Origin of the sequence: Gluconobacter japonicus (assembly GCF_015244665.1) — a bacterium.
Lineage (GTDB): Bacteria > Pseudomonadota > Alphaproteobacteria > Acetobacterales > Acetobacteraceae > Gluconobacter > Gluconobacter japonicus.
On record NZ_JABCQN010000002.1, the window covers coordinates 303,520 to 327,592 of the forward strand.

A 24,073-nucleotide genomic window follows, 5' to 3' on the forward strand; every position below is an offset into this window, starting at 1 on the left:
CGGCCCGTGTGCTTGAAAGAGTTACATCCCGACGGGGTAGTTTGGGCCGCCGCTACCTTCAGGTGTACACCATTCGATATTCTGCGTCGGGTCTTTGATATCGCAGGTTTTGCAATGGACACAGTTCTGCGCATTGATGCGCAGGGACCACTCATTTTCCCCGCTTTTTTCCTGCTCGTAGACACCTGCCGGGCAGTAACGGCTCTCTGGTGCGTCAAACACATCATGATTGACGGTGCGCCAAATGGCTTCGTTACGCAGCTTCAGATGGACAGGCTGGTTTTCCTCGTGATTGGTGGCGCTGAGGAAAACCGAGCTGACGCGATCGAAGGTCAGGACGTTGTCTGGCTTTGGATAATCGATCTGCTCGCAAAGTGCTGATGGACGTAGCGTCTCATTGTCGGCATGCGGATGATGCAGTGTCCAAGGGGCGCGGCCACGCAAGATCATGCTGTCGATGCCCGCGTAAAGCGCACCAGCCTTCATGCCCCATTTGGCAAAAGCCGGACGGATATTGCGGACATCGCGCAGTTCGGACCAGAGCCAGGAATTGCGGACGCGTTCTGTCAGGCTGGAGGCTTCCGTGCGCTCGGTCTGGAGCGCTTCGGCCACAGCCTCGGCGGCTAACATGCCGGATTTCATGGCGGTATGTGTTCCCTTGATCTTGGGAACGTTCAGGAAGCCTGCTGAGTCACCCGCCAGAACGCCGCCGGGGAATGTCAGGCGAGGAATGGACTGAAGGCCGCCTTCAGAGAGCGCGCGGGCGCCGTAGATCAGGCGCTTTCCACCTTCAAAATGTTCCCGGAATGCCGGGTGCAGCTTTGTGCGCTGCATTTCCTCGAAGGGTGAAAGGTAGGTGTTGCTGTAGTCTAGGCCGGTTACGAAACCATAGCTGACCAGATTGTCCCCGAAATGATAGAGCCATGCGCCACCGTAAGTATGGTCGTCCAGCGGCCAGCCAAAGCTGTGCTGGACGAGGCCGGGGCGATGCTTCTCCTGCGGAATTTCCCAGACTTCCTTGATGCCAAGGCCGTAAGTCTGGGTATCTATACCTTTGCGTAGGCCAAAATGCTTCATGGCGTGGGCGCTCAGGGAGCCACGGGCGCCTTCTGTCAGAATAGTCTGTTTGGCACGGAGGATCATACCGGGTGTGAAGTTGGGACCGTGCGTGCCATCGCGCTCGATGCCCATGTCGCCCGTAATGATGCCAGCAACGCGGTTGTTTTCAATGAACAGTTCAGCGCCTGCAAAGCCGGGATAGATCTCAACACCGAGGGCTTCGGCCTGTTCACCCAGCCAGCGACAGACTTCCCCGAGGGACACCACATAATTTCCGTGGTTCGCCATATGCGGCATGACGCGGTCCAGATACGGAATCTGAATGGCGCGCTTTTCCGTCAGGAACAGCATACGTTCTTCCGTGACTTCCGTGTTCAGCGGCGCTCCAAGAGAGCGCCAGTCGGGCAGGAGTTCCTCAAGCGAACGCGGCTCGATAACGGCACCAGAGACGATGTGTGCACCGATCTCGCTCCCTTTTTCGATCAGGCAGACCGACGCGTCCGGCGCAATCTGTCGGAGGCGGATCGCCGCGGACAGACCGGCGGGGCCACCACCGACCACCACGACATCGAATTCCATTTCTTCGCGTTCGATCTGGGTCATGATGTCAGGAACTCACTGTAGTCAGATAAAGGGACGGCGCCTCAAGGGCGCCGGGTAAAGGTCCAGTAGAAGGGCTGTCTGCCTTCCCGGAAGGCTTTTGCCTCATATCGGGTTGGGGACCATCCTTCGGGACGTTCCGTCTCCGGAGGGGGGGCATCAAACAGATCCTGCTTGCCCATCACTTCGATCACCCAGTCCTGATAGACGGGGTGATCGCTCGCCACGCGCCAGATGGCACCCGGCTTGAGAACCCGATGGAGCTCCCGAAGGTTCTCCGGATGCACGAAGCGACGCTTTGCATGGCGTGACTTGGGCCATGGGTCCGGGAACATCAGATAGGCACGATCCAGGCAGGCGTCGGGCATATCCTTGAGCAGAAGACGGGCGTCTTCTGGCCAGATCCGGAAATGCTCGGGTGGTGGTGCTGTATCTTCCTCACCGTCTGGCACGAGGCGCGACATCAGGGAGCACAGGCCGTTCTCGAAAACCTCGGAGGCAATGTACCCGACATCCGGGTTCATTTCAGACTGGGCAGCAGCGTGTTCGCCGCCGCCAAATCCGATTTCAAGAAAGACGCGCGAGACCGGCGAGGAAAACCCGGCGGTTGGGTTCCCTGCGGACGCAAAAGTGAAGCGCGGCAGCGTCTTTTCAAGAAGATGCTGCTGTCTTGCCCGGAGCGGATGGCCGCGCTGGCGGCCGTAAAGCCGCTCCGGCTGGGGTTTGAGAGACTGTGTCAGGGTCTTACCTGTTCAGTGCGTTACGGAGGGTATCAACCAGATCCGTCTGTTCCCAGGTGAAGTTGTCCAGAGCAGCATTCGGCACGCGGCCGAAGTGACCATAGGCGGACGTCGGAACATAGATCGGGCGGTTCAGGCGCAGATGCTTGCGGATGCCGCGCGGGGACAGATCCACAACTTCATTGAGGAGCAGGCCGAGGCGTGCTTCGTCGATGTCCTTGCCTGTACCGTCGAGGTCCACATAGACCGAAAGCGGCTTGGAAACGCCGATCGCGTAGCTGAGCTGGATCGTGCAGCGATCTGCCAAGCCAGCAGCAACAACGTTCTTGGCAAGGTAACGCGCAGCATAAGCAGCCGAACGATCAACCTTCGTGGGGTCCTTGCCTGAGAATGCGCCACCACCATGAGGGGCTGCACCACCGTATGTGTCCACGATGATCTTACGACCTGTCAGACCAGCATCACCATCCGGGCCACCAATGACGAAGTTGCCGGTCGGGTTCACATAGAACTCGTCTTCCGGGCAGCTCCAGCCATTTGGCAGAACGTCATTGACCACGCCGCGAAGCGTTTCGCGGATCGTGTTCTGGCTCATGCCTTCAGCGTGCTGCGTGGAAATCACGACAGACGTCACGCCAACCGGCTTGCCATCGACATAACGCAGGGTGACCTGGCTTTTCGCGTCCGGAAGAAGGCCGGCGCCGCGGGCGTCGCCGTTCTTGCGGTAGTCGCGGATACGCTCAAGGATCGTCTGGGCGTAGAACAGCGGAGCCGGCATCAGGTTTTCGGTTTCGCGTGTTGCGAAGCCGAACATGATGCCCTGATCGCCAGCGCCTTCGTCCTTGTCGCTGCCGCTGTCCACGCCCTGGGCGATATCAGCGGACTGCGCGTGCAGGTAAGACGTGATCTCGGCGTTCTTCCAGGAGAAGCCTTCCTGGTCGTAGCCAATGTCCTTGATGGCCTCGCGTGCGCGGTCGATCAGCGTGTCTTCGACAGCCTTCGGGCCACGGACTTCACCGGCCAGGATGACACGGTTCGTCGTGACCAGCGTTTCACAGGCAACGCGGGCTTCCGGATCGGCTTCAAGATAAGCGTCCAGGACGGTGTCGGAGATACGGTCTGCCACCTTGTCGGGATGGCCCTCGGAAACAGATTCAGAGGTGAACAGGAAATCGCCGTGATTGCGCACTCAGGGACCTCGCAGGGAATGAGTGGTGAAAAGGGCCGCAGACGCCATGACGGACGGACTGCAGCATTCAGGAAGGCACGGCTTGGCGGAATTGCACGCAGGGGTCAAGTGCCTTGGGGAAGGTGAAGGGAATTTTCTCTCAACGGTTTGTGTAAGGTATTGTAGAATAAAGAAGAATATAGATCGTTATCTACGATCATGTATGGTGAAGAAACAGGGGCAGACGAACGCTTCTTCTCAAGATATGTATAGCCAGGTCAAAAAAACGCCGTATCTCAACGAGGGGCACATGGCATACGTTGTAAGTTTCTTTAGCGGTAAATCATGTCTGGTAACGGGAGCCGGAGGTAATATCGGCCTTGCAACCGCTTTGCGTCTTGCGGAGATGGGAACGGACATTGCCCTGCTGGATATGAATGCGGATGCTCTTGCGAAAGCTGAAGCCGCTGTTCGCGAAAAGGGTGTGAAAGTACAGTCTTATGTCTGTGACGTGACGTCTGAGTCTTCCGTCAATGACGTGGTCAGCCGTGTGATCTCCGATTTCGGGAAAATCGACTTTCTGTTTAACAATGCGGGATATCAGGGCGCTTTTGCTCCGGTTCAGGACTATCCAGCAGAAGATTTCCCGAAGGTTCTGAATATCAACGTCACGGGCGCTTTCCATGTTCTGAAAGCGGTCTCGCAACACATGATTGAAAATGGCTACGGACGTATTGTGAACACAGCCAGCATGGCGGGCGTCAAGGGACCGCCGAACATGGCAGCTTATGGTGCTTCCAAGGGGGCGATTATTGCCCTGACCGAAACCGCTGCTTATGACCTCGCACCATACAATATCCGGGTGAATGCAATCAGCCCGGGATACATGGGGCCGGGCTTTATGTGGGACCGGCAGGTTGAATTGCAGGCGAAGGCCAACACGCAGTATTTCTCAACCAATCCCGAGGAAGTCGCCAAGCAGATGATCGGGAGCGTTCCGATGCGTCGGTATGGCGATATCAATGAAATCCCCGGCGTGGTCGCGTTCCTTCTCGGAGACGATTCCAGCTTTATGACGGGTGTGAATCTGGAAATTTCCGGAGGCTGACAGCGCTGCTTTTCGCCGGGCGGTTAAACTGCCCGACGAAGCACGTCCGCCATGCCGTAAAGGCCCGGTGGCTGCTGTGCGAGCCATCGGGCTGCCATGATGGCTCCGCGGGCAAAGACCCTGCGGTCGAGGGCGCGGTGAGACAGTGTAATCTGTTCGTCTGCCGCCATGAACATCAGGTCGTGTTCCCCCACGATCTGACCCCCGCGCAGGGATGCAAAACCGATGGCTCCGTCTGGGCGGGTGCCGTTCTGATCGAGACGCATGACGTCCTCAAGGGCCACGTTTCGCCCTTCCGCAACGGCTCGTCCAATCGCAAGAGCTGTGCCGGATGGGGCATCCACTTTCTGGCGATGGTGAACTTCGACAATTTCTGCGTCGTATCCCGGCAAACCCGCGCCAAGCTGTTTGGCGAGCTCCAGAAAAAGCGTCAGGGCAGGGGAGAAATTGGCGGCCTGAAGGACTGGAATATGTTTTGAAGCCTCCATGACAGCGGCCTGATCGTCAGCGCCAAGCCCTGTTGTGCCAAGAACCCACGGACATTTTGCGTCTGTAAACGCTTTGGCATGGGCCTGAACCGTGGAGCCATGACTGACATCGATTACAACGTCGCAGCCTTCGGCAAGACGCGTGGGACTGGATGTAATGTTCCGACTTTCATCGGCGTGACGTGATAGTCCCCCGACCAATGACGTTCCGGCCTCCTCAGCGCAAAGTGAGCCTAGCCGGCCTGTAATGCCAGCAATACCGATGCGGGGAGAAAACGTCATAATCCGTGCCTGACCGTCAAAAACTGTTGGCTGCAACCTAGGGGATTATTGGCGCGCGTCAAAACGCTGGCGGGCATTCTCGATTTCATCCCGATGGGTCACGGCCCATCGGCCAAAGGCTTCTGTAATACTCTGTAGAGAGCGGCCCAGATCCGTCAGGGCGTAGTCGACGCGGGGCGGGGTTGTTGGTGTCACTGTGCGTCTGACCAGCCCGTCCCGTTCCAGATTTCGCAGCGTCAGAGTCAACATACGCTGTGAAATTCCCTCAATGGAGCGGCGAAGTTCACTAAAACGCATGGAGCCGTCCCCCAGAATCCGAACGATCAGGATGCTCCACTTGTCTCCAACGCGAGCCAGAATGGCGCGGACAACGGCGCATGTGTCGCTCTCATGCGTTATGGGAGGAGGAAGGGTACTAACATCCATGTGCCTATGATCCCTGAATGTGCCGTCTTGCGAAGGTGTGAGAAAGGTTTCTTATCTTGTGCTGGTTACGATCAGGAACCGAGAAAGAAAAGATGAAACTGCTTCATATCGACTCCAGCATTCTCGGCGGTTTTTCCGCTTCCCGTCAGCTCAGCATTGCGATTGTTGAGCGTTATCGCCAGAAACATTCGGATCTGGAGGTCACATCCCTTGATCTGGCCGCAGAACCGCTTCCGCACCTGGATGGCGAATCACTGTCATTTCTGGGGAAAGAGCTGACAGCCGATGCCGCGTCCAATCCTGTGCTCGTGGCGGGTGCAAAGGCTCTGGCCGATTTCAAGGCAGCCGACATCCTTGTGCTTGGTGTGCCGATGTACAATTTCGGAATTCCCAGCCAGCTCAAGGCCTGGATCGATCGTATTGCAATCGCTGGTCAGACGTTCCGTTATGGGGCAAATGGCGTCGAAGGCCTTGCCGGTGGCAAGACGGTCGTGATCGCTGGCGCCCGTGGCGGCATCTACTCAGAAGGAACGCCACAGGCTGTTTTTGAGCATCAGGTGACCTACATCAAGGCCGTTCTTGGTTTCCTTGGTGTTACGGATATTAAGGTCATCGAGGCTGAAGGCCTTGCTACAAATGGTGGCAATGACCGCCCTCGTATCCTTGCGGAAGCAGAGAGCGCCATTGCTGCTCTTTAAAGTTTAGTCCGTTACGCCGGTATCCGGCCCGAATGTCTCGTAGCGCAGACGTTCGGCTGGAATGCCGGCTTTCGGGAGAGATTGCACCATCTCGCGCATGAAACCGGTCGGGCCACACAGGTAGCAGGCTGCGTTTTCTGGAAGATGTGACGCAATCCAGTCCGCATCGGGCCGACCGTCTACAGACGTCAGACGAGTATAAAGGCTGATGTTTCCTGAGGCGTCTGCAAGCTCGCGCAGTTTACTGGAAAAAGGAGCGGCTTCCGCAGAATGTGCGATCTGAATAACGCTGACCGGAACGGTGTCTGATTTTTCTGCCAAAGATTCGATCATGCCGATCATGGGCGTGATCCCGATTCCAGCGCAGATGAATGCAACGGGCGTTTCAATCTTCTCCGGGAGAACGAATTCACCTGCCGGTGGTGACAGGCGAACCTCATGCCCCACACTGTCTGCGCTGTTGAGCCATGTTGAGACGATACCGTTTGGCACATGCCGGACACTGATGGTGTATCCGTCGTGACTTGGCTTTGACGTGATGCTGTAATTGCGACGTGTCTGACCATGGCCTGGGATATTCAGATCCACGCCAAGATACTGGCCAGGAACAGCCTGAATGACGCTCTTGCCATCCACTGGCTTGAGTTCGAGCGTTGTCACGTTCTCACATTCCCTATGGGCCTGAGCGATCGTGAAAGCACGCCAGCCTGTCCAACCCCCTTCAGCTTGAGCGCTCGTATCGTAAAGCTGATGTTCGCGACCGATCAGAATATCGGCCAGAGCCCAGTATGCCCGGCCCCAGGCATCCAGGATTGCTGGTGTCGCGGCCTCTCCCAAAACATGCTGGATCGCTCCAAGAAGCGCCGTTGCGACATGTGGATAATGTTCGGGCAGGATTTCCAGACTGACATGCTTCTGGGCAATGCGTTCTACCGCGCCACCCAGAACGCCAAGATTATCGATGTTCTTCGCATAAGCCAGAACAGCCATGGCCAGAGCACGTGGCTGCGTTCCCTTGGACTGATGGGTCGGATCAAACATTTCAGCAATGGCAGGGTCGGCCAGCAGACGACGATACATCTCGGTTGTGATGTCGAGGCCGTGCGCTTCCAGCGCAGGAATGGTCGCCTTGATGACGGCGATAACATCTGGAGTAAGGCTGCGGTCTGAAGAGGACATGATAGGTCTTCTTAAAGGTGTATAACAAATACATCTTTAGGCGCGTGACTTCGCCTCGTCAATCTGCCAGAGGAGTCGTATGCGCCTCACCCTTCACACTGACTATGCTCTGCGGACCCTGCTTTATCTGGGTGGACGACCTTCCGTGCGTGTCTCCATCCGCGACATCGCGCAGGCTTACGGGATTTCAGAAAACCATCTCGTGAAGGTCGTGCATCGTCTGGGACAGGGGCAGTTCATCACAACCACAAGAGGGCGGGGCGGTGGTCTGACACTGGGGCGTCCGGCACAGGAAATCGGGATAGGAGAGGTTGTTCGTTTCACGGAAGACGACATGATGCTGGTGGATTGCGAAGGGCGTGCCGCCGGAAACCGGGCCTGCATCCTGTCTCCATCTTGTCATTTGCGCGGCGTACTGGGTGAGGCGCTCGGTGCATTCCTGGCAGTTCTGGATCGCTATACGCTCGCAGATCTCTTGCGACCTGCCGATCTGGCGCGGTTGTTTCCAGAACTGACGCAGCCTTTGTCGGGTAATTCTGAAAAAGGCTGACTTCACTTTTTGTGCATCTGAATGGGTGCATGGCGTGCTCCTAATCCGTGCAATGTGATTGGAAGAGTTCGACATCCCGGGCGAAAGTTAGCCGTTACTTCTGGTCATCAGACTGAAGAAAAGGATGTGACGTTCATGCCTGATGCAACAATGGCTGAGCAGGTCTCGAAAAAGCCTGGTTTTATTGCCGCCCTTGATCAAAGTGGCGGATCAACCCCCAAAGCCCTTGCCCAATATGGCATCGAATCCGATGCCTATTCCAATGATGCAGACATGTTCCGGCTGATGCACGAAATGCGGGTCCGGATCATCACGTCTCCTGCGTTTCAGAGTCATGAAGTTCTGGCCGCAATCCTGTTTGAGAAAACCATGGATGGTACGGTCGGGGACGTCCCTGTTCCCACCTATCTCTGGAAAAACTGTGGCATTGTCCCGTTCCTCAAGATCGACAAGGGGCTGGAAGAAGAAAAGGATGGCGCTCAGTTGATGAAGCCCATTCCCGGTCTGGATGCTCTTCTGGAGCGTGCGGCCAAACTGGGGGGGTACGGAACCAAGGAGCGCTCAGTAATCCGATTGGCCAACCCCGAGGCTATCAAGGCGATTGTCCAGCAGCAGTTCGACATTGCGGCTCAGGTTGCCTCTCACGGTCTGGTTCCCATCATGGAGCCTGAAGTTCTGGTCAAAAGTCCTGAGAAAGCAGACGCTGAGGCCATTCTTGCCAAGGAACTGGCCCTCGGTCTGGACGCGCTGCCCGGTGATTATCCGATCATGCTGAAGGTCACGATCCCTGAAACTCCGAATCTGTATGCAGATCTTATGAAGCATCCCCGGATGCAGCGTGTCGTCGCATTGTCAGGTGGTTATCCGCTGGATCAGGCCTGCCAGAAGCTTAAGGCCAATCACGGCATGATCGCTAGTTTCTCCCGTGCGCTCGTGGACGATCTGCGCGTGTCCCAGTCCGATCAGGAATTCAATGCGATCCTGAGCAAAGTGGTGGACCGGATTTACGACGCCTCGGTCAACAAAACCTGAAGCAGTCGAGAGGTCTGTCTTAGCACAGGCCTCTTTTCGTTTTCCGAAAAGACTGAAGGATAAAGGGATATGAACACGCCCAGGCTCTGGCTCATCCGGCACGGTGAAACGGACTGGACCATCAGCGGCCAGCACACAGGCCGCACGGATATTCCTCTCACAGAAAATGGTCGGGAACAGGCACGCGCCCTGAAATCGCGTCTTGCAGATCAGACATTCGATCAGGTGTTCTGTAGTCCTCTTCAACGGGCCTACGAAACCTGCGAACTGGCCGGGTTTGGTTCTCAGGTCCAGATAGAGCCTGATCTCATGGAATGGGACTACGGCGTCTATGAAGGGCGAACCTCTGCTGACATTCTCAAGGACGAACCAGGCTGGTCTTTATGGACATCCGATGTCCAGAACGGAGAGACTGCGGAACAGGTCCGAATAAGAGTTGGTCGCCTGCTTGATCGCCTTCTTGCACAGCAGGGTACGATTGCGTTGTTTGCGCATGGTCACATTCTGCGCAGCCTCATCAGTATGTGGGTGAGCAATGACGTTCGTTTGGGCGAGAATATTCTTCTTGATACAGCATCTATCTCTGTTCTGGGGTTCCAGCGTAACGCAAGGGTGTTGCGTAAACTGAACACCTGAAAGCGCCGTGGAAATTTTATGGCACCTCTGTGCGAATGGCATTTTGCGGCTTAGTGTCTGAACGCAGGATCGCCTCTTGGGTGGCATCGGACAGACTGGCAGTCTCCCCGTCATCAAGAGCAGTCAATGATGGTGGAGCCGGTAATGATTATTTCTTCCGCAACAGATTATAGAGAAGCAGCCCGCCGTCGCCTGCCTCCTTTTCTGTTCCAGTACATTGATGGCGGTTCTTACGCTGAACAGACGATGCGTCGGAATGTTTCTGATCTGGCTGATATTGCTTTGCGTCAGCGCATTCTGAAAAACGTCTCTGCGCTTAACACAGGGACAGAACTGTTCGGGCGCAAACTCAATATTCCTGCGGCTCTGGCTCCTGTTGGTCTGACAGGCATGTATGCCCGTCGTGGAGAGGTTCAGGCAGCCCGCGCGGCCGCCCGGAAAGGCATTCCATTTACACTATCGACCGTCTCGGTCTGTCCGATTGAAGAAGTGCAGGGACGCAGTCCTGTTCCCATCTGGTTCCAGCTCTACGTGCTGAAAGACCGGGGCTTCATGAAGAACGCGCTGGAACGCGCCAAGGCCGCTGGTATTACCACGCTGGTCTTTACGGTCGATATGCCGACGCCGGGCGCCCGTTACCGCGACGCGCACTCAGGAATGTCCGGGCCTAACGCCGCGATCCGGCGTTACCTGCAGGCCATGACGCATCCCATCTGGGCCTGGGATGTTGGCCTGCGAGGCAGACCGCATGATCTGGGTAATATTTCCCGCTATCGGGGCAACCCGACCAAGCTGGAAGATTATATCGGCTGGCTCGCTAATAATTTCGATCCGTCCATCAGCTGGAAAGATCTGGAATGGATCCGCGACTACTGGGACGGACCCATGATCATTAAGGGGATTCTCGACCCGGAAGATGCAAAGGATGCTGTACGGTTCGGGGCTGATGGGATCGTTGTCTCCAATCATGGTGGCCGTCAGCTTGACGGTGTTCTGTCTAGTGCCCGTGCCCTTCCGCCTATTGCAGAGGCCGTCAGGGGCGAGCTGAAAATTCTGGCAGATTCCGGTGTCCGGTCCGGCCTTGATATCGCTCGAATGGTGGCAATGGGAGCAGATGCCGTGCTGCTGGGCCGTGCTTTTGTCTATGCCCTCGCTGCGGGCGGGCAGAAGGGGGTGGAGAACCTGCTCGACATCATGGAAAAAGAACTTCGCGTTGCCATGACCCTTACAGGTGCGAGTTCTATTTCGGATCTGACATCAGAGAGTCTGGCGCGTTTGGCTCCGGAATTTGGTTGAACGTTTTCTGGCAGGCGCCGCATAAATTGTGGCGTCGTCGGTGCGATGCATAAATATGCATTGCGGGATAATTAAAGAGTTGGATCGAAATAGATCTCAATTTTTTCAAAAATTTATACTATTTGAGACCTACGCCCGGGAAAGACAATGCCCCAAACTAACCTTCTCGACACAGATGTTGCACTTGCAAGGATGGTTCTGACCGAGGTCGGGATTCTCGAAAAACAATTGATCCGCTGGATGGCGGAGATGGAAAAAATTGATAGGCAAATTTTTTGGAAACTCAATAATGCATGGGTCGAACGCCATAAATCAAAAATCGCATCGTATTACGGAATTATTAAGCAGCCACTTCTCGATAATATAACCATTCATCATGTTCCCCTAACAACGTGTATGATGGGAGAACTCCTGGGAATTGGAAGTCTTCCTCGTCCTCCAAACTGGTTCCGGCGATACGCGAAACAGGAAACTAGCCATGCGCTTGGAATAGAAACGTCACGATTGTTTCCCTCAAAGTATAGATTATCCGAAGCTGCTCCGCTTCATGCTGCGAAGCGTGGAATGGCCAGTTATATGCGTTTGTTCAGGAGTTCGGGGCATAGCCTTCCTAATGAACGATAGTTCGATCAGGCTCTTCTTGATATTGAAGATATGAGTCGGGACTTTCCACATCTTCTGTGGGTTGCGCGTGAGGGGGTAATTCGAGAAGATCCGGCTTCGTCAGTCAATGATATGAATAGTCGGCTTGAGCTTTTTCAGGTTCCCGATTCACCAAAGCCTTCCGAAAAAACACTGGCACGGTTTTCTACTCGATTGAGTGATTCAGGCGGACATCAAGATCTCGATTTTGCAAGATTTTTTTTGCAGGAATATGGAAAGATTTCTGAAATTTATCGAAGGCATTATAATGTACTTAGTGTACCGCCCCTGTATCGTGCCGCTATTTTCCCACGCTTTGTACAACTGATTAATCTGGTTTTTTCGAAAACCGGTTCAGTCATTAAGGCGGCTGAAGCACTCATCCAAAATCCCGATCTTTATATTTTTCGTCCTGGACATCCGGAAAATACGGGTGTCATGTCGTTTGGACAATTCCATCGTCTGCGAACAAAATTTCCTGCCAGAAAGCGCCTCCCGGCAAAGTCGTCATGCTGTGGGAGTTTTTCTGATAAGCCGGATATTACAATATCCATCTTCCCTGGCTGTCTTTGTATGGTTGCTGCAGCGAAAGAGTCATCTGATGTCTCATGGTTATTGTCTCTGTGTACGCAAGCTTTGAAAAAAGAGGATGTTGCGAAGTTTAATCGCCTTGTAGCGACCGTTGGAGAACTTGCTACGATTGATGCTATTCGTGGACTTGCACGACTTCGATCCAAAGTTCGGCATTCGACAATGTTAGGTCAGTTGAACGCGGCCCTTGCATATGCAGCGTCGGCATCCGGATTGACGACAGTTGAAGCAGAGGAACTTGTTGCACTGCAATATGGGTTAAATGAATCCCATAGCCGCGTGGATGAGTTATCTGCTGGTGTCAAAGTGGTTTTGAACCTAACGGGTTCAGGTCAAGGGGTGGTCCACTACGAAGATGCAGAGAATAAACATTTAAGCAGGCTTCCCGTTATGGTGCGTAAAGCCCCGGGAGTTGAAGCGATTCTTCGCGCGGCAAGAGCAGACGCAAAAATGCTGACAGCTGATATGTCCATTCATCGCCTGAGGTTGGAGCGGTCGTGGCTGACGGGGCAAACCTGGCTTTACTCCGTGTTTCAGGAGCGCTGGCTTTCTCATCCTGTTCTCGGGTGGCTTGCACGGCGCCAGATATGGCTTGTTGCTGAACCAGATGGGACGGTTTTCACCTGCCTGTTTGGGAGAAATGGGGAAGTGTATGACCCCGACGGAAATAAGCATCTTCCCCTTAAAGCCGGAGTAATCCTGAGTCTGTGGCATCCTCTTCACGGTGAAGGAAAAGATGCTGACGGAAAATCCATTGCTGCACGTTGGAGAGCAACTCTGGAACGATTGAAAATCAGCCAGCCAATTCGGCAAGCCTGGCGGGAAACATACACACTTACTCAGGCAGAGCGTGAAAGCTCTCCAGCATCCTATCGCTATGCTGGACGAATTTTAAATCAGGCTCAGGTGGTTGAAATTGGGCGCAAAAGAGGATGGCGTATCCGCAACCTCTCTCCTCATATACCATCGTCCGAAAGTGCTCCCTGGACGTTCGGGCTCCCTGCACATGGTATTTATGCTGAAATAAGAACCGGAGGTGTAGGGATAAACGATCTTGAACATGGTGCCGGGACTTTTACTCACGTCATCACTGACAGGGTCAGGTTTTGCGTCCTGAAAGATCAAGGAAACTGGCTCTATGACGGAGGCCGTAAACTGACTGAGATGAAAACGCCGGTTCGTCTTGGCGATATCTCTCAAGTCGTGTTTTCCGAGATCATGCGTGATGTTGATCTGATGGTCAGCGCGGCGGCGAGCAATATTTCCTTTGACCCGGAAACGATCTCGTCCATTCCGGATCTCGGGGTATGGCGCCGCCAGTCGGGTCTGGCGAACATCTCCATATCAAATGAGTCACACTTCGGCGGTCTCGCTCAAAGTCGCCGTGAGGCAATTGTCTCTTTATTGCCGTCGTTTAAAGCTGGGGACGCGATTAGTGTTGACGGAAATTATATATTTATAAACGGCGTTCGGCATAATTATAAAATTAATATTGGAACCGGTGATGTAATGGTTATTCCTTATAATCGTCATCTTGTCCTACGGTCCGATATTGGGAAATTTTCATATGATGAAAGTTCTGAATATATACCCCTGCATGATGACGATCAGTTGGCTTTAATTATTAATAGAATCACGATGCTTCTAAAAGATAATCGTATTCGTGATCAGGATATTCTGGACCAGTTGACGTCACTTTCGGATTAAATTTGACGCTGCGTTTAGTCTGAAACTGGTCCAGTATTACTTTAACCCTTCAGAGCGACCGTTAGTTTTTTAATGGAAGACAACTATCGCGGACGACCATAAAAAAACCCCTCCGTTTCGGGAGGGGTTTTTCCTGTAATTAGCGACCTTCGAAGAAGTCACGAACCTTGGCGAAGAACCCGCTGTTTTCAGGGCTTGCCTTGGTGTGGTCATCGCCGGCTTCCTTCTCGAATTCTTCAAGAAGTTCACGTTGGCGTTTGGTCAGATGGTGCGGTGTTTCTACCGAGACCTGAATATACATGTCACCACGCGCTGAGGAACGCAGCACCGAGAAGCCTTTGCCGCGAAGGCGGAAGGTCTCGCCTGTCTGCGTTCCGGCCGGAATGCGGACACGGCTGCGGCTGCCATCAATAACCGGGACTTCCACTTCTGTGCCCAGTGCTGCCTGCGTCATGCGTAGCGGAACGCGGCAATAGATATTGGCACCATCGCGTTGGAAGATTTCATGTGACAGAACTGCGACGTGCACATACAGGTCACCCGGCTGTACGCCTTCGCCTCCAGCCTCGCCGCGACCCGCCATACGGATGCGGGTTCCGTCTTCAACGCCTGCCGGAATCTCGATCTTGAGTGTTTCGGTCTTGGCCTGTGTGCCAGAACCCTGACAGGACTTGCAGGGGTTGCGAACCGTGCGGCCAGAGCCGTTACAGGTCGGGCAGGGGCGTTCAACGAGGAAGAAGCCCTGCTGGGCCCGGACCTTGCCTGCACCATGACAGGTTGCGCAGGTTGTGCTGCCACCGCTCGCATCTGCCGAGCCTGACCCATGGCAGGACTCACAGGCGACGCGCGTGCGGACTTCAACCTCTTTGGTTACACCTGAGAAGGCTTCGGTCAGGGTGATGTCGACTTCAACCTGAACGTCAGCGCCTGTGCGACGTCCACCGCCACGACGACCGCCCATCATGTCGCCGAACATCTGGTCGAAGATGTCGCCCAGACCGCCGGCACCAAAGCCGCCGAAACCGCCACCACCCATTCCGCCCATACCGCCATCAAAAGCGGCATGACCGTACTGGTCATAGGCTGCGCGCTTCTGATCGTCTTTCAGGACTTCGTAAGCTTCGTTGATTTCCTTGAACTTCAGTTCAGCGGTCTCATCGCCCGGGTTGCGGTCCGGGTGGTAGCGCATGGCCTGCTTGCGGAAGGCTTTCTTCAGCTCTTCCCCAGACGCCGTGCGCGAAACTTCAAGACTTTCGTAGTAGTCGATCTTCGTGGCCATGATCGGTCCTTGTCTGAGGGCCGGAAACAAGAATGGCGCCCACCCCCTTGCGGGAACGGGCGCCCTTCGGAAAACAGGTCAGGCGGGGCGGGAAGCCCCACCTGGGGAAGTCACCCGATCAGTGCTTCTTGCTGTCGTCGACGTCTTCGAAGTCGGCGTCAACAACATTGTCGTCCTTGGCTTCTGCACCGGCAGCTTCGCCGCCCTGCTGGGCCTGCTCTGCCTGATACATGGCCTGACCAACCTTCATGGCCACCTGCGTCAGACGCTCGCTGGCGCTCTTCAGCGTCTCGGCATTGTCGCCACCCAGAGCTTCACGGGCTGCTGCGATGGCTGCTTCAGCTTCAGCCTTGTCAGCCGCCGGAACCTTGTCGCCACCTTCCGTGAGGGACTTCTCGGTCTGGTGGATCATGCTCTCGGTGCTGTTGCGCAGCTCGACCAGTTCACGCTTGGCCTTGTCGGCAGAAGCGTTGGCTTCAGCTTCCTTGACCATACGGTCGATGTCACCGTCGGACAGACCACCAGAAGCCTGGATCTTGATCTGCTGTTCCTTGTTCGTCGCCTTGTCCTTGGCGGACACGTTGACGATACCGTTGGCATCGATGTCGAACGTGACTTCAATCTGCGGAACGCCACGCGGTGCTGGAGCAATGCCCTGCAGGTCGAAGTTGCCAAGCAGCTTGTTATCAGCCGCCATCTCACGCTCGCCCTGATAGACCTTGATGGTCACAGCGTTCTGGTTGTCTTCGGCTGTGGAGAAGGTCTGGCTCTTCTTGGTCGGGATCGTCGTGTTGCGGTCGATCAGACGGGTGAATACACCACCCAGGGTTTCGATACCCAGCGACAGCGGCGTCACGTCGAGAAGCAGAACGTCCTTCACATCACCCTTCAGGACAGCGCCCTGAACGGCTGCGCCGATAGCGACCACTTCGTCAGGGTTGACGTTGCGAGCCGGATCCTTGCCGAAGAACTCCTTAACCGTCTCAATGACCTTCGGCATACGGGTCATGCCGCCAACGAGAATGACTTCGTCAATCTCGCTCGTGGAAACGCCAGCGTCTTTGATGGCGGAACGGCACGGGCCAAGCGTACGCTGAACCAGATCGTCAACCAGGCTTTCCAGCTTGGCGCGGGACAGCTTGACGACGAGGTGCTTCGGACCGGACGCATCAGCCGTGATGAACGGCAGGTTGATTTCGGTTTCCTTGGAGGAGGAAAGCTCGATCTTGGCCTTTTCAGCAGCTTCCTTCAGGCGCTGCAGGGCAAGCTTGTCGCCACGCAGATCAATGCCCTGATCCTTCTTGAACTCATCAGCCAGGAAGTCGATGACGCGGTTATCGAAGTCTTCACCACCCAGGAACGTATCACCGTTCGTGGACTTCACTTCGATCACGCCGTCAGAAATTTCGAGGATGGAAACGTCGAACGTACCACCACCAAGGTCATACACAGCCACCGTGCCGGAATCGCGCTTGCCAAGGCCATAGGCCAGAGCGGCGGCGGTCGGCTCGTTGATGATACGCAGGACTTCGAGGCCAGCAATCTTGCCAGCATCACGTGTTGCCTGGCGCTGTGCATCGTTGAAGTAGGCTGGGACCGTAATGACAGCCTGTGTGACGGTCTCGCCGAGGTAAGCCTCAGCCGTTTCCTTCATCTTGCCGAGAACGAAAGCAGCGATCTGGGAAGGTGCGTAATCTTCGCCGCGGGCACGAACCCATGCGTCGCCGTTGTCACCCTTGACGATCTCATAAGGGACCATGCCCTTGTCCTTCGTCACGGTTGGGTCGTCGTAACGGCGACCGATCAGACGCTTGACGGCATAGAGGGTGTTGGTTGGGTTTGTAACAGCCTGACGCTTCGCGGCCTGTCCGACAAGACGCTCACCATTTTCGGTGAAAGCGACCATGGACGGCGTCGTGCGTGCGCCTTCGCTGTTTTCGATAACGCGGGTTTCGTCACCTTCACGCACTGCAACGCAGGAGTTGGTCGTGCCGAGGTCAATACCGATGACTTTGCTCATGTACTTTTTGTCCTTTCAGCGGTTTGCCTCGGCCCTAGTCAGGCACCGGGGCGAACCCTTGTGACGTCAAATCCGAACCTTCACAGGTCCGTGTTTCCACGGTCAAATCTAGGCAGGGCAGCAAAGTGTTTCAAGGCCTTGGGAGCAACATCTTTTGTGAAAAATATGCGTTGAGCGCTTTCCCTTGTCGGATGTGGCTTCCGCTTGCGGTCGGAATGGTTCAGTTTGCTCGGAGACATGCACATTCATCTGACATCTCGCGCCATGATCCTGGCCGCACTGACCTGTCTTTCTGCCTGCGGACCGATCGGACCATCGCGGCTTCAGCGGGACGAGCTTGAATACTCGCGTGCGCTCGGGGAATCACAGAAGCACGAGATGCTTCTGAACATTGTTCGGCTTCGCTATGCTGATCCACCAACATTCCTTGATACGACGCAGGTTATTGCCGGTTACAGCGTCTCTAAAAGTGTGAGCGGTGGGTTCTACGCCTATCCTGCCACAGCGGTTGGCAATTACCTTTTTGGCACAGGCACAATGACGGCGGGCGAAAGCCCGACTTTCACCTATCAGCCTGTGACGGGCCAGCAATACGCGGAAAATATTGTCCGTCCGATTTCGCCGCTTGTAATCATGCCGCTCAGTTTGGGTGGTCTCCCGATTGATACGTTGCTACGGCTGACAGCGCAGTCGATTGATGGATTATCCAATGTCCGCGGAATTGGAGCCGGAGGAGGCTCTGTCCGTTTCTATCTGTTGTTGCATGATCTTCGGCAGCTCCAGATTGCCGGGGCTATGACCATCCGCATCACGACGGACGCGCCACCACCTTCTTCCTCGGATGATTCGACAAAGAAAAACGGGTCCAAGCCGGATACTCCCAATGGGCAGGAGCACTCCTATCTGGTGCTGTCTTCAACGTCTGACAGCAATCTGCTGGCCATTCAGGCTGAAGTTCGAAGGCTTCTGCATCTCGATCCTCACGCGGAGGAAGCGGAGATCGTTTATGGACCATATCCGAAGCATCCAGGGCAGATCGCTATTCTGACGCGTTCCATGCTCGCGATGCTCACTCAGTTGGCTTACGAAGTCGAAGTTCCTGAAGAAGATATCAAGGTGGGTCGTACCCCACCGACAATTGGTCAGGTTGGTATTGAAAATCGTCCAGAAGTGGTCATTCACTCAAGTCATAAAGCCCCTGAACGGCGTTATGCAGCAGTTGAGTATAATAATATGTGGTTCTGGATTGATGAGAAGGACTTCCAGAGCAAGCTGGCGTTTACAATGGTACAGGTTTTGAGTGCATTGGCTGCAACAAATCATACCGGCGGCGCAGTAGTGACTATTCCGGCTGGGTAAGTGGAATGGTCATTCTCTTATCATAATGGTTCCAACACTTTTTTGTTATCAAAAACACGGCTTTGTTAGGATCATTCAAAAAGAAGTTCGGTGGACCTGAACTGATTATGGATTTACCGTCCCCAGTATTCAGTCTGGGAGGCATTTGGTTATGCCAAATATTCAAGGTAACAGGACTCTGACGGAGTGGCTGACGCTGCTTCTGGGGGTCGTCATTCTTCTCGTGGGTCTGTTCTTCCTCATTGCAGGCGCTGACCTCGCAATGCTGGGCGGCTCAACCTACTACGTCCTCTGTGGCATCATTCTGATTGCCAGCGGCGTCTTCATGCTCATGGGCCGCACGCTTGGCGCTTTCCTGTATCTGGGAGCGCTGGCTTACACATGGGTCTGGTCTCTGTGGGAAGTCGGGTTCAGCCCCGTTGACCTTCTGCCCCGCGCTTTCGGCCCGACCATCCTCGGTATTCTCGTCGCGCTGACCATTCCGGTCCTGCGTCGCATGGAAAGCCGTCGTACTCTCAGAGGAGCCGTCTGATGCGCCGGTCTCACCTTCTCGCAACAGCCGCTGGCCTCGCTCTCGCCTGTGCACCACTCGCTGCTCACGCTCAGTTCGCTCCCGCAGGGTCAGGCGGAGAACCATCCCCGTCCGTTCCTGGGCCGGGTAATGCAAATGAACCGACTGAAGCCTCCCCCAAGGAACAGGGCTACTTCTCTGGGCCGTCGCCCTATGCACCGCAGGCTCCGGGCGTAAACGCTGCCAACCTGCCGGACATTGAGTCGATTGATCCGTCTCAGATTCCGGCCATGGCTCCGCAGCAGAGCGCCAATCCGGCACGTGAAGACTGGGTGGCCTATGGGCGTGATGATAACCAGACGCGTTATTCCCCGCTTTCAGAAATCACACCTGAAAATGCAGGCAAGCTGAAGGTTGCCTTCACCTACCACACCGGAAGCTATCCGCGTCCTGGACAGGTGAACAAATGGGCAGCTGAAACCACACCGATCAAGGTTGGTGACGGCCTCTACATGTGTTCAGCCATGAATGACATCATGAAGCTTGATCCGGTCACGGGAAAGCAGATCTGGCGTCGGAACGTGGATGTCAAATACCACTCCATTCCCTATACGGCCGCCTGTAAGGGGGTGACGTACTTCACGTCTTCCGTCGTGCCAGAAGGGCAGCCCTGTCACAATCGCCTCATCGAAGGCACGCTGGATATGCGTCTGATTGCGGTGGATGCGGAGACCGGCGATTTCTGCCCCAACTTCGGGCATAACGGTCAGGTCAACCTGATGCAGGGGCTGGGCGAATCCGTACCGGGTTTCGTCTCCATGACGGCTCCTCCTCCGATCATCAACGGCGTTGCTGTTGTGAACCACGAAGTGCTGGATGGTCAGCGTCGCTGGGCGCCGTCTGGTGTGATCCGTGGTTACGATGCTGAAAGCGGAAAATTCGTCTGGGCTTGGGACGTCAATAACCCGACCGATCATAGCCAGCCGACTGGTAACCGCCACTATAGCCGTGGAACGCCAAACTCCTGGGCTGCTCTCACAGGCGACAATGCCTTGGGTCTCGTTTACGTTCCAACGGGTAACTCTGCGGCTGACTATTATAGCGCCCTGCGGAGTGACAACGAGAACCGCGTTTCTTCCGCAGTCGTGGCGATCGACGTCAAGACGGGTGAAGAGAAGTGGGTCTTCCAGACAGCCCATAAGGACGTCTGGGACTACGATATTGGTTCTCAGGCAACCCTGATGGATATGCCCGGCCCGGATGGTCAGCAGGTTCCTGCTCTCATCATGCCGACGAAGCGTGGCCAGACCTTCGTTCTTGATCGCCGGACCGGCAAGCCGATCCTGCCCGTTGAAGAACGTCCGGCTCCGTCTCCCGGCGTTATTCCGGGTGATCCGCGCACACCAACGCAGCCCTGGTCCGTTGGGATGCCAGCACTTCGCGTACCGGACCTGAAAGAGACGGACATGTGGGGTATGTCCCCCATCGACCAGCTCTACTGCCGCATCAAGTTCCGTCGTGCGAATTATGTGGGTGAGTTCACGCCGCCAAGCATCGACAAGCCATGGATCGAATATCCGGGTTACAACGGTGGCAGTGACTGGGGCTCCATGTCCTATGATCCGCAGTCGGGCATTCTGATCGCGAACTGGAACATCACCCCGATGTATGACCAGCTCGTGGACCGCAAGAAGGCTGACAAACTCGGCCTGATGCCGATCGACGACCCCAACTTCAAGCCGGGTGGCGGCGGTGCCGAAGGTAACGGTGCCATGGACGGAACGCCTTACGGTATCGTCGTGACGCCGTTCTGGGATCAGTATACGGGCATGATGTGCAACCGTCCGCCCTACGGCATGATCACAGCTATCGACATGAAGCACGGTCAGAAGGTGCTCTGGCAGCATCCGCTTGGTACGGCTCGTGCTAACGGTCCTTGGGGTCTGCCGACGGGTCTGCCATGGGAAATCGGGACACCGAACAATGGTGGTTCGGTCGTGACGGCTGGCGGCCTGGTGTTCATCGCTGCGGCAACGGATAATCAGATCCGTGCGATCGACGAACACACTGGCAAGGTCGTGTGGAGTGCAGTTCTGCCAGGTGGTGGTCAGGCCAACCCGATGACGTATGAAGCCAACGGGCATCAGTATGTTGCCATCATGGCTGGTGGACACCACTTCATGATGACACCGGTTTCTGACCAGCTCGTGGTTTACGCGCTGCCGGATGCCGTAAAACAGTAACATGACCCTGTGGCAGATGTGTTGTGCACATCCGCCACACTCCATCGTCAGAAGGAGACTTTCGTGCTAGCCATGCAGGGAAGTCTCCTTTTGTCGTTTCTGGCTGTTTTCCCTGAGTGGCGGTCTGACATGAGGGCTTCGTCTGCGTCTCACGTTCAGAATGGTTTTCCGCCCCATCATGACGATCCGCTCTCCCGTTATTCTGCAAGTTTTGCCAGCTCTTACCACGGGTGGCTTGGAACGGGGTGCGATTGAAATTGCCGCAGCGATTACGCAGGCAGGCGGAAAAGCCATCGTTGCTTCAAAAACAGGCCCTCTCCTGGTGCAGCTTCGCCATGCAGGCGCCATGCATGTACCGCTGGATCTCAAATCGAAGTCGCCATTCTCGGTTCGCCGGCGAGCCCGTGATCTTCAGAAACTGATCCGGGAGCAGAAGGTCGATCTGGTGCATGCCCGGTCCCGTATTCCGGCATGGTCGGCATGGCTTGCCTGTCGTCGGGAGAAGATCCCTTTCGTGACAACATGGCATGGCGTTCACGAGGCTGGATGGTGGGGCAAAAAACTCTACAATTCAGTATTGGCACGCGGCACAAGAGTGATTGCAATCTCGCAGTATATTGCGGGGCGTCTGTCTGGGCAGTACGGCGTTGAAGCAGATCGTCTTCGGACCATTCCGCGCGGCGCCGATCCACTTCTTTTTGACCCGGCTGCCATTTCAGGAGAGCGAATTCAGAAACTCGCTGAAGCCTGGACCATCCCCTATGGCGCACATGTCATTCTGATGCCTGCCCGTCTGACGGCGTGGAAGGGGCAGCGTGTTCTGGTCGAGGCACTGGCGCTTCTAAAGCAGATGGTGCCTGAACCCTGGATCTGTGTTCTGGCCGGACCGGAGACGGATCGAAAATTTGCACACTCGCTTGGAAACCGTGTGAAGGCACTCGGACTGGAAGAGCATGTCCGGTTTGTCGGAACCTGTCAGGACATGCCCGCAGCCTGTGCGCTGGCAACGGTTGTGGTCGCGCCTTCCTTGCGGCCAGAACCCTTTGGGCGCACTTTGGTCGAAGCACAGATGATGGGAAAGCCTGTGATCGGAACGGCGCAGGGGGCTATGATGGAAACGGTTCTTCCCGGTCAGACCGGTCTTGTGGTACCGCCGAACATCCCTCAAGCCCTTGCAGAAGCACTCGCTGCCACGTTGTCGATGGACGATGAGACACGGGCTTACCTTGCAGAGAATGCCCGACAGCATGCTTTGCAGAATTATACGATCCAGCAGATGCAGTCTGCGACGCTCGGTGTATATGACGAGTTGCTTGGAACGCACCTTCGAGCGTCTTTCGATGGACAGAACACATGACACCTGACAGCCCTGAAACCGACAAACAACCTGTTCACCTGACAGACAAAGCCAAGGCCGCCCGGGATGCTCGTGCGGAACGAGAGGCAAAAGCCCTGCGCGCCAACCTGCTGCGTCGCAAACAGCAACAGCGTCTCCGCCCGGAAACGCCACCGACGCCTTCAGAAAGCTGAAACCAGAGTGACACGCCGTTTGCCGACCCCAACCCCGCAGGAACTGGCTCTGACGGGTGTCACAGCCCTTTGGGGTGGAACGTTCCTTGTGCTTCATCTGGCGATGCAGCATAGCGGACCGCTGTTTTTTGTGGGGGTGCGCTTCCTGATGGCTGCTGCGATGGTGGCGTGTCTGGCAGGAAAGAAGATGGCTGGTCTGACCCGAAAGGAGGTCCGTTCGGGGCTTGTCATCGGGATCGCACTTTCAATCGGTTATGTGCTCCAGAGTGCTGGTCTTCAACATCTCAGCAGCAGCCGTTCTGCCTTTATTACGGCGTTGTATGTGCCTCTGGTGCCACTCTTTCAGTGGGCGCTTCTGCGTAAACCGCCTCACATCATGAGCTGGCTGGGCATCATTCTTGCTTTCGGAGGGCTTGTTGCCTTGGCTGGCCCTGCGGCTCTGAGTCTGACTTTTACACATGGTGATCTCCTGACCGTACTGGCTGCCTGTGCCATCGCCCTGGAAATTGTCCTGATCAGTCTGTTTGCCCAAGGCGTGGACAGTCGGCGAATCACGGTCTGCCAGCTTGTGGGGGGAGGGCTGTTTGCTCTGCTGCTCATGCCGGTCATGGGAGAGCATGTTCCCGCTTTCTCGTGGATCTGGGTTGTGTGTGCCGCAGTTCTGGGGAGTCTGAGTGCTCTGGTGCAGCTTGTCATGAACTGGGCGCAGAAATCTGTTCCGGCTTCAAAAGCAGCAATCATCTATGCTGGTGAGCCTGTCTGGGGCGGTCTTGTTGGCTGGATTGCAGGGGATCATCTGCCCGGTACTACACTTCTGGGTGCGGCTCTCATCGTGTGTGGTGTTCTCGCCAGTGAAATGAGGCCGCGCTGGCTTGTCAGAAAGCAACAGCACCTCACGGAAAATGGCTGAACCGACACATTGCGTGATC

The 24,073-nt window shown here is 55.5% G+C and carries 22 protein-coding genes; 14 read left to right on the plus strand and 8 right to left on the minus strand.

Annotated elements, in window-relative coordinates; genetic code table 11:
- Nucleotides 1-21 precede the first annotated feature (21 nt).
- The 3 genes from HKD32_RS04810 to metK are packed head-to-tail and all read right to left on the minus strand — an operon-like array spanning nt 22 to nt 3,588.
- The gene (locus HKD32_RS04810) at nt 22-1,662 is read right to left on the minus strand and encodes an electron transfer flavoprotein-ubiquinone oxidoreductase (RefSeq protein WP_194257611.1); all 1,641 of its coding nucleotides are present in this window, start codon (nt 1,660-1,662) and stop codon (nt 22-24) included.
- Nucleotides 1,663-1,703: 41 nt separating this feature from the next.
- Nucleotides 1,704-2,399 (minus strand): tRNA (guanine(46)-N(7))-methyltransferase TrmB, encoded by a 696-nt coding sequence (trmB, locus tag HKD32_RS04815; protein WP_061929793.1) that lies wholly within the window; start codon nt 2,397-2,399, stop codon nt 1,704-1,706.
- A 4-nt stretch (nt 2,400-2,403) separates the two neighbouring features.
- Nucleotides 2,404-3,588 (minus strand): methionine adenosyltransferase, encoded by a 1,185-nt coding sequence (gene metK / locus HKD32_RS04820; protein ID WP_007281766.1) that lies wholly within the window; start codon nt 3,586-3,588, stop codon nt 2,404-2,406.
- A 289-nt stretch (nt 3,589-3,877) separates the two neighbouring features.
- Here metK and HKD32_RS04825 point away from each other — a divergent pair, with 289 nt between their 5' ends.
- Entirely contained in the window at nt 3,878-4,675 is a 798-nt protein-coding gene (locus HKD32_RS04825) for an SDR family NAD(P)-dependent oxidoreductase (RefSeq protein WP_061929915.1), read from the plus strand.
- Nucleotides 4,676-4,698: 23 nt separating this feature from the next.
- On the opposite strand, the gene dapB is transcribed toward HKD32_RS04825, so the two are convergent.
- Both dapB and HKD32_RS04835 read right to left on the minus strand, forming a co-directional pair.
- The gene (dapB, locus tag HKD32_RS04830) at nt 4,699-5,445 is read right to left on the minus strand and encodes a 4-hydroxy-tetrahydrodipicolinate reductase (protein ID WP_194257612.1); all 747 of its coding nucleotides are present in this window, start codon (nt 5,443-5,445) and stop codon (nt 4,699-4,701) included.
- Between the two features lie 45 nt (nt 5,446-5,490).
- Nucleotides 5,491-5,871: a winged helix-turn-helix transcriptional regulator gene (locus HKD32_RS04835; RefSeq protein WP_061929787.1), complete on the minus strand. Its 381-nt coding sequence runs from the start codon at nt 5,869-5,871 to the stop codon at nt 5,491-5,493.
- Nucleotides 5,872-5,963: 92 nt separating this feature from the next.
- Between HKD32_RS04835 and HKD32_RS04840 the strand changes: the two genes are divergently transcribed.
- Entirely contained in the window at nt 5,964-6,569 is a 606-nt protein-coding gene (locus HKD32_RS04840) for an FMN-dependent NADH-azoreductase (RefSeq protein ID WP_061929784.1), read from the plus strand.
- A 3-nt stretch (nt 6,570-6,572) separates the two neighbouring features.
- Here HKD32_RS04840 and hmpA read toward each other — a convergent pair whose 3' ends face one another.
- Complete coding sequence (gene hmpA, locus HKD32_RS04845) at nt 6,573-7,748, minus strand: NO-inducible flavohemoprotein (protein ID WP_061929780.1); 1,176 nt, start codon at nt 7,746-7,748, stop codon at nt 6,573-6,575.
- A 79-nt stretch (nt 7,749-7,827) separates the two neighbouring features.
- Between hmpA and HKD32_RS04850 the strand changes: the two genes are divergently transcribed.
- The 6 genes from HKD32_RS04850 to HKD32_RS04870 all read left to right on the plus strand — a co-directional run bounded on the left by HKD32_RS04850 (nt 7,828) and on the right by HKD32_RS04870 (nt 14,202).
- Nucleotides 7,828-8,298: an Rrf2 family transcriptional regulator gene (locus tag HKD32_RS04850; RefSeq protein WP_010503415.1), complete on the plus strand. Its 471-nt coding sequence runs from the start codon at nt 7,828-7,830 to the stop codon at nt 8,296-8,298.
- Between the two features lie 135 nt (nt 8,299-8,433).
- Nucleotides 8,434-9,330 carry a fructose bisphosphate aldolase gene (locus HKD32_RS04855; RefSeq protein WP_194257613.1) on the plus strand — a complete coding sequence of 299 codons (897 nt, stop codon included), beginning with the start codon at nt 8,434-8,436 and terminating at the stop codon, nt 9,328-9,330.
- Between the two features lie 69 nt (nt 9,331-9,399).
- Nucleotides 9,400-9,966: a histidine phosphatase family protein gene (locus tag HKD32_RS04860; protein WP_061929774.1), complete on the plus strand. Its 567-nt coding sequence runs from the start codon at nt 9,400-9,402 to the stop codon at nt 9,964-9,966.
- 144 nt (nt 9,967-10,110) lie between these two features.
- The gene (gene lldD, locus HKD32_RS04865; RefSeq protein ID WP_061929913.1) at nt 10,111-11,262 is read left to right on the plus strand and encodes an FMN-dependent L-lactate dehydrogenase LldD; all 1,152 of its coding nucleotides are present in this window, start codon (nt 10,111-10,113) and stop codon (nt 11,260-11,262) included.
- Nucleotides 11,263-11,409: 147 nt separating this feature from the next.
- Complete coding sequence (locus tag HKD32_RS15160) at nt 11,410-11,886, plus strand: hypothetical protein (RefSeq protein WP_228118778.1); 477 nt, start codon at nt 11,410-11,412, stop codon at nt 11,884-11,886.
- 30 nt (nt 11,887-11,916) lie between these two features.
- Nucleotides 11,917-14,202 carry a DUF4132 domain-containing protein gene (locus HKD32_RS04870; RefSeq protein WP_228118779.1) on the plus strand — a complete coding sequence of 762 codons (2,286 nt, stop codon included), beginning with the start codon at nt 11,917-11,919 and terminating at the stop codon, nt 14,200-14,202.
- A gap of 139 nt (nt 14,203-14,341) precedes the next feature.
- On the opposite strand, the gene dnaJ is transcribed toward HKD32_RS04870, so the two are convergent.
- On the minus strand, nt 14,342-15,481 hold the full coding sequence (gene dnaJ / locus HKD32_RS04875; RefSeq protein WP_010503420.1) for a molecular chaperone DnaJ: 1,140 nt from the start codon (nt 15,479-15,481) through the stop codon (nt 14,342-14,344).
- A 118-nt stretch (nt 15,482-15,599) separates the two neighbouring features.
- Complete coding sequence (gene dnaK / locus HKD32_RS04880) at nt 15,600-17,501, minus strand: molecular chaperone DnaK (protein WP_010503421.1); 1,902 nt, start codon at nt 17,499-17,501, stop codon at nt 15,600-15,602.
- A gap of 237 nt (nt 17,502-17,738) precedes the next feature.
- Between dnaK and HKD32_RS04885 the strand changes: the two genes are divergently transcribed.
- The 6 genes from HKD32_RS04885 to HKD32_RS04910 all read left to right on the plus strand — a co-directional run bounded on the left by HKD32_RS04885 (nt 17,739) and on the right by HKD32_RS04910 (nt 24,054).
- The gene (locus HKD32_RS04885) at nt 17,739-18,860 is read left to right on the plus strand and encodes a hypothetical protein (RefSeq protein WP_175266178.1); all 1,122 of its coding nucleotides are present in this window, start codon (nt 17,739-17,741) and stop codon (nt 18,858-18,860) included.
- 151 nt (nt 18,861-19,011) lie between these two features.
- Nucleotides 19,012-19,392: a hypothetical protein gene (locus HKD32_RS04890; protein ID WP_061929762.1), complete on the plus strand. Its 381-nt coding sequence runs from the start codon at nt 19,012-19,014 to the stop codon at nt 19,390-19,392.
- Complete coding sequence (locus tag HKD32_RS04895) at nt 19,392-21,614, plus strand: pyrroloquinoline quinone-dependent dehydrogenase (protein WP_010503425.1); 2,223 nt, start codon at nt 19,392-19,394, stop codon at nt 21,612-21,614. The genes HKD32_RS04890 and HKD32_RS04895 overlap by 1 nt, the downstream gene beginning before the upstream one ends.
- A 160-nt stretch (nt 21,615-21,774) precedes the next feature.
- Entirely contained in the window at nt 21,775-22,971 is a 1,197-nt protein-coding gene (locus tag HKD32_RS04900) for a glycosyltransferase family 4 protein (RefSeq protein ID WP_061929759.1), read from the plus strand.
- Entirely contained in the window at nt 22,968-23,144 is a 177-nt protein-coding gene (locus HKD32_RS04905) for a hypothetical protein (RefSeq protein WP_167347208.1), read from the plus strand. The genes HKD32_RS04900 and HKD32_RS04905 overlap by 4 nt, the downstream gene beginning before the upstream one ends.
- Nucleotides 23,145-23,151: 7 nt before the next feature.
- Nucleotides 23,152-24,054 carry a DMT family transporter gene (locus HKD32_RS04910; RefSeq protein WP_061929756.1) on the plus strand — a complete coding sequence of 301 codons (903 nt, stop codon included), beginning with the start codon at nt 23,152-23,154 and terminating at the stop codon, nt 24,052-24,054.
- Nucleotides 24,055-24,073 lie beyond the last annotated feature (19 nt).

Excerpts from the sequence above, each read along its gene's own strand:
- HKD32_RS04895 (WP_010503425.1), top strand. The coding sequence starts at position 19,392 with ATGCGCCGGTCTCACCTTCTCGCAACAGCCGCTGGCCTCGCTCTCGCC.
- dnaJ (WP_010503420.1), bottom strand. The coding sequence starts at position 15,481 with ATGGCCACGAAGATCGACTACTACGAAAGTCTTGAAGTTTCGCGCACG.
- HKD32_RS04860 (WP_061929774.1), top strand. The coding sequence starts at position 9,400 with ATGAACACGCCCAGGCTCTGGCTCATCCGGCACGGTGAAACGGACTGG.
- HKD32_RS15160 (WP_228118778.1), top strand. The coding sequence starts at position 11,410 with ATGCCCCAAACTAACCTTCTCGACACAGATGTTGCACTTGCAAGGATG.
- HKD32_RS04870 (WP_228118779.1), top strand. The coding sequence starts at position 11,917 with ATGAGTCGGGACTTTCCACATCTTCTGTGGGTTGCGCGTGAGGGGGTA.
- hmpA (WP_061929780.1), bottom strand. The coding sequence starts at position 7,748 with ATGTCCTCTTCAGACCGCAGCCTTACTCCAGATGTTATCGCCGTCATC.
- HKD32_RS04890 (WP_061929762.1), top strand. The coding sequence starts at position 19,012 with ATGCCAAATATTCAAGGTAACAGGACTCTGACGGAGTGGCTGACGCTG.
- HKD32_RS04855 (WP_194257613.1), top strand. The coding sequence starts at position 8,434 with ATGCCTGATGCAACAATGGCTGAGCAGGTCTCGAAAAAGCCTGGTTTT.
- dnaK (WP_010503421.1), bottom strand. The coding sequence starts at position 17,501 with ATGAGCAAAGTCATCGGTATTGACCTCGGCACGACCAACTCCTGCGTT.
- dapB (WP_194257612.1), bottom strand. The coding sequence starts at position 5,445 with ATGACGTTTTCTCCCCGCATCGGTATTGCTGGCATTACAGGCCGGCTA.
- HKD32_RS04825 (WP_061929915.1), top strand. The coding sequence starts at position 3,878 with ATGGCATACGTTGTAAGTTTCTTTAGCGGTAAATCATGTCTGGTAACG.
- HKD32_RS04810 (WP_194257611.1), bottom strand. The coding sequence starts at position 1,662 with ATGACCCAGATCGAACGCGAAGAAATGGAATTCGATGTCGTGGTGGTC.
- HKD32_RS04850 (WP_010503415.1), top strand. The coding sequence starts at position 7,828 with ATGCGCCTCACCCTTCACACTGACTATGCTCTGCGGACCCTGCTTTAT.
- HKD32_RS04840 (WP_061929784.1), top strand. The coding sequence starts at position 5,964 with ATGAAACTGCTTCATATCGACTCCAGCATTCTCGGCGGTTTTTCCGCT.
- lldD (WP_061929913.1), top strand. The coding sequence starts at position 10,111 with ATGATTATTTCTTCCGCAACAGATTATAGAGAAGCAGCCCGCCGTCGC.
- HKD32_RS04835 (WP_061929787.1), bottom strand. The coding sequence starts at position 5,871 with ATGGATGTTAGTACCCTTCCTCCTCCCATAACGCATGAGAGCGACACA.
- HKD32_RS04885 (WP_175266178.1), top strand. The coding sequence starts at position 17,739 with ATGCACATTCATCTGACATCTCGCGCCATGATCCTGGCCGCACTGACC.
- HKD32_RS04900 (WP_061929759.1), top strand. The coding sequence starts at position 21,775 with ATGGTTTTCCGCCCCATCATGACGATCCGCTCTCCCGTTATTCTGCAA.
- HKD32_RS04905 (WP_167347208.1), top strand. The coding sequence starts at position 22,968 with ATGACACCTGACAGCCCTGAAACCGACAAACAACCTGTTCACCTGACA.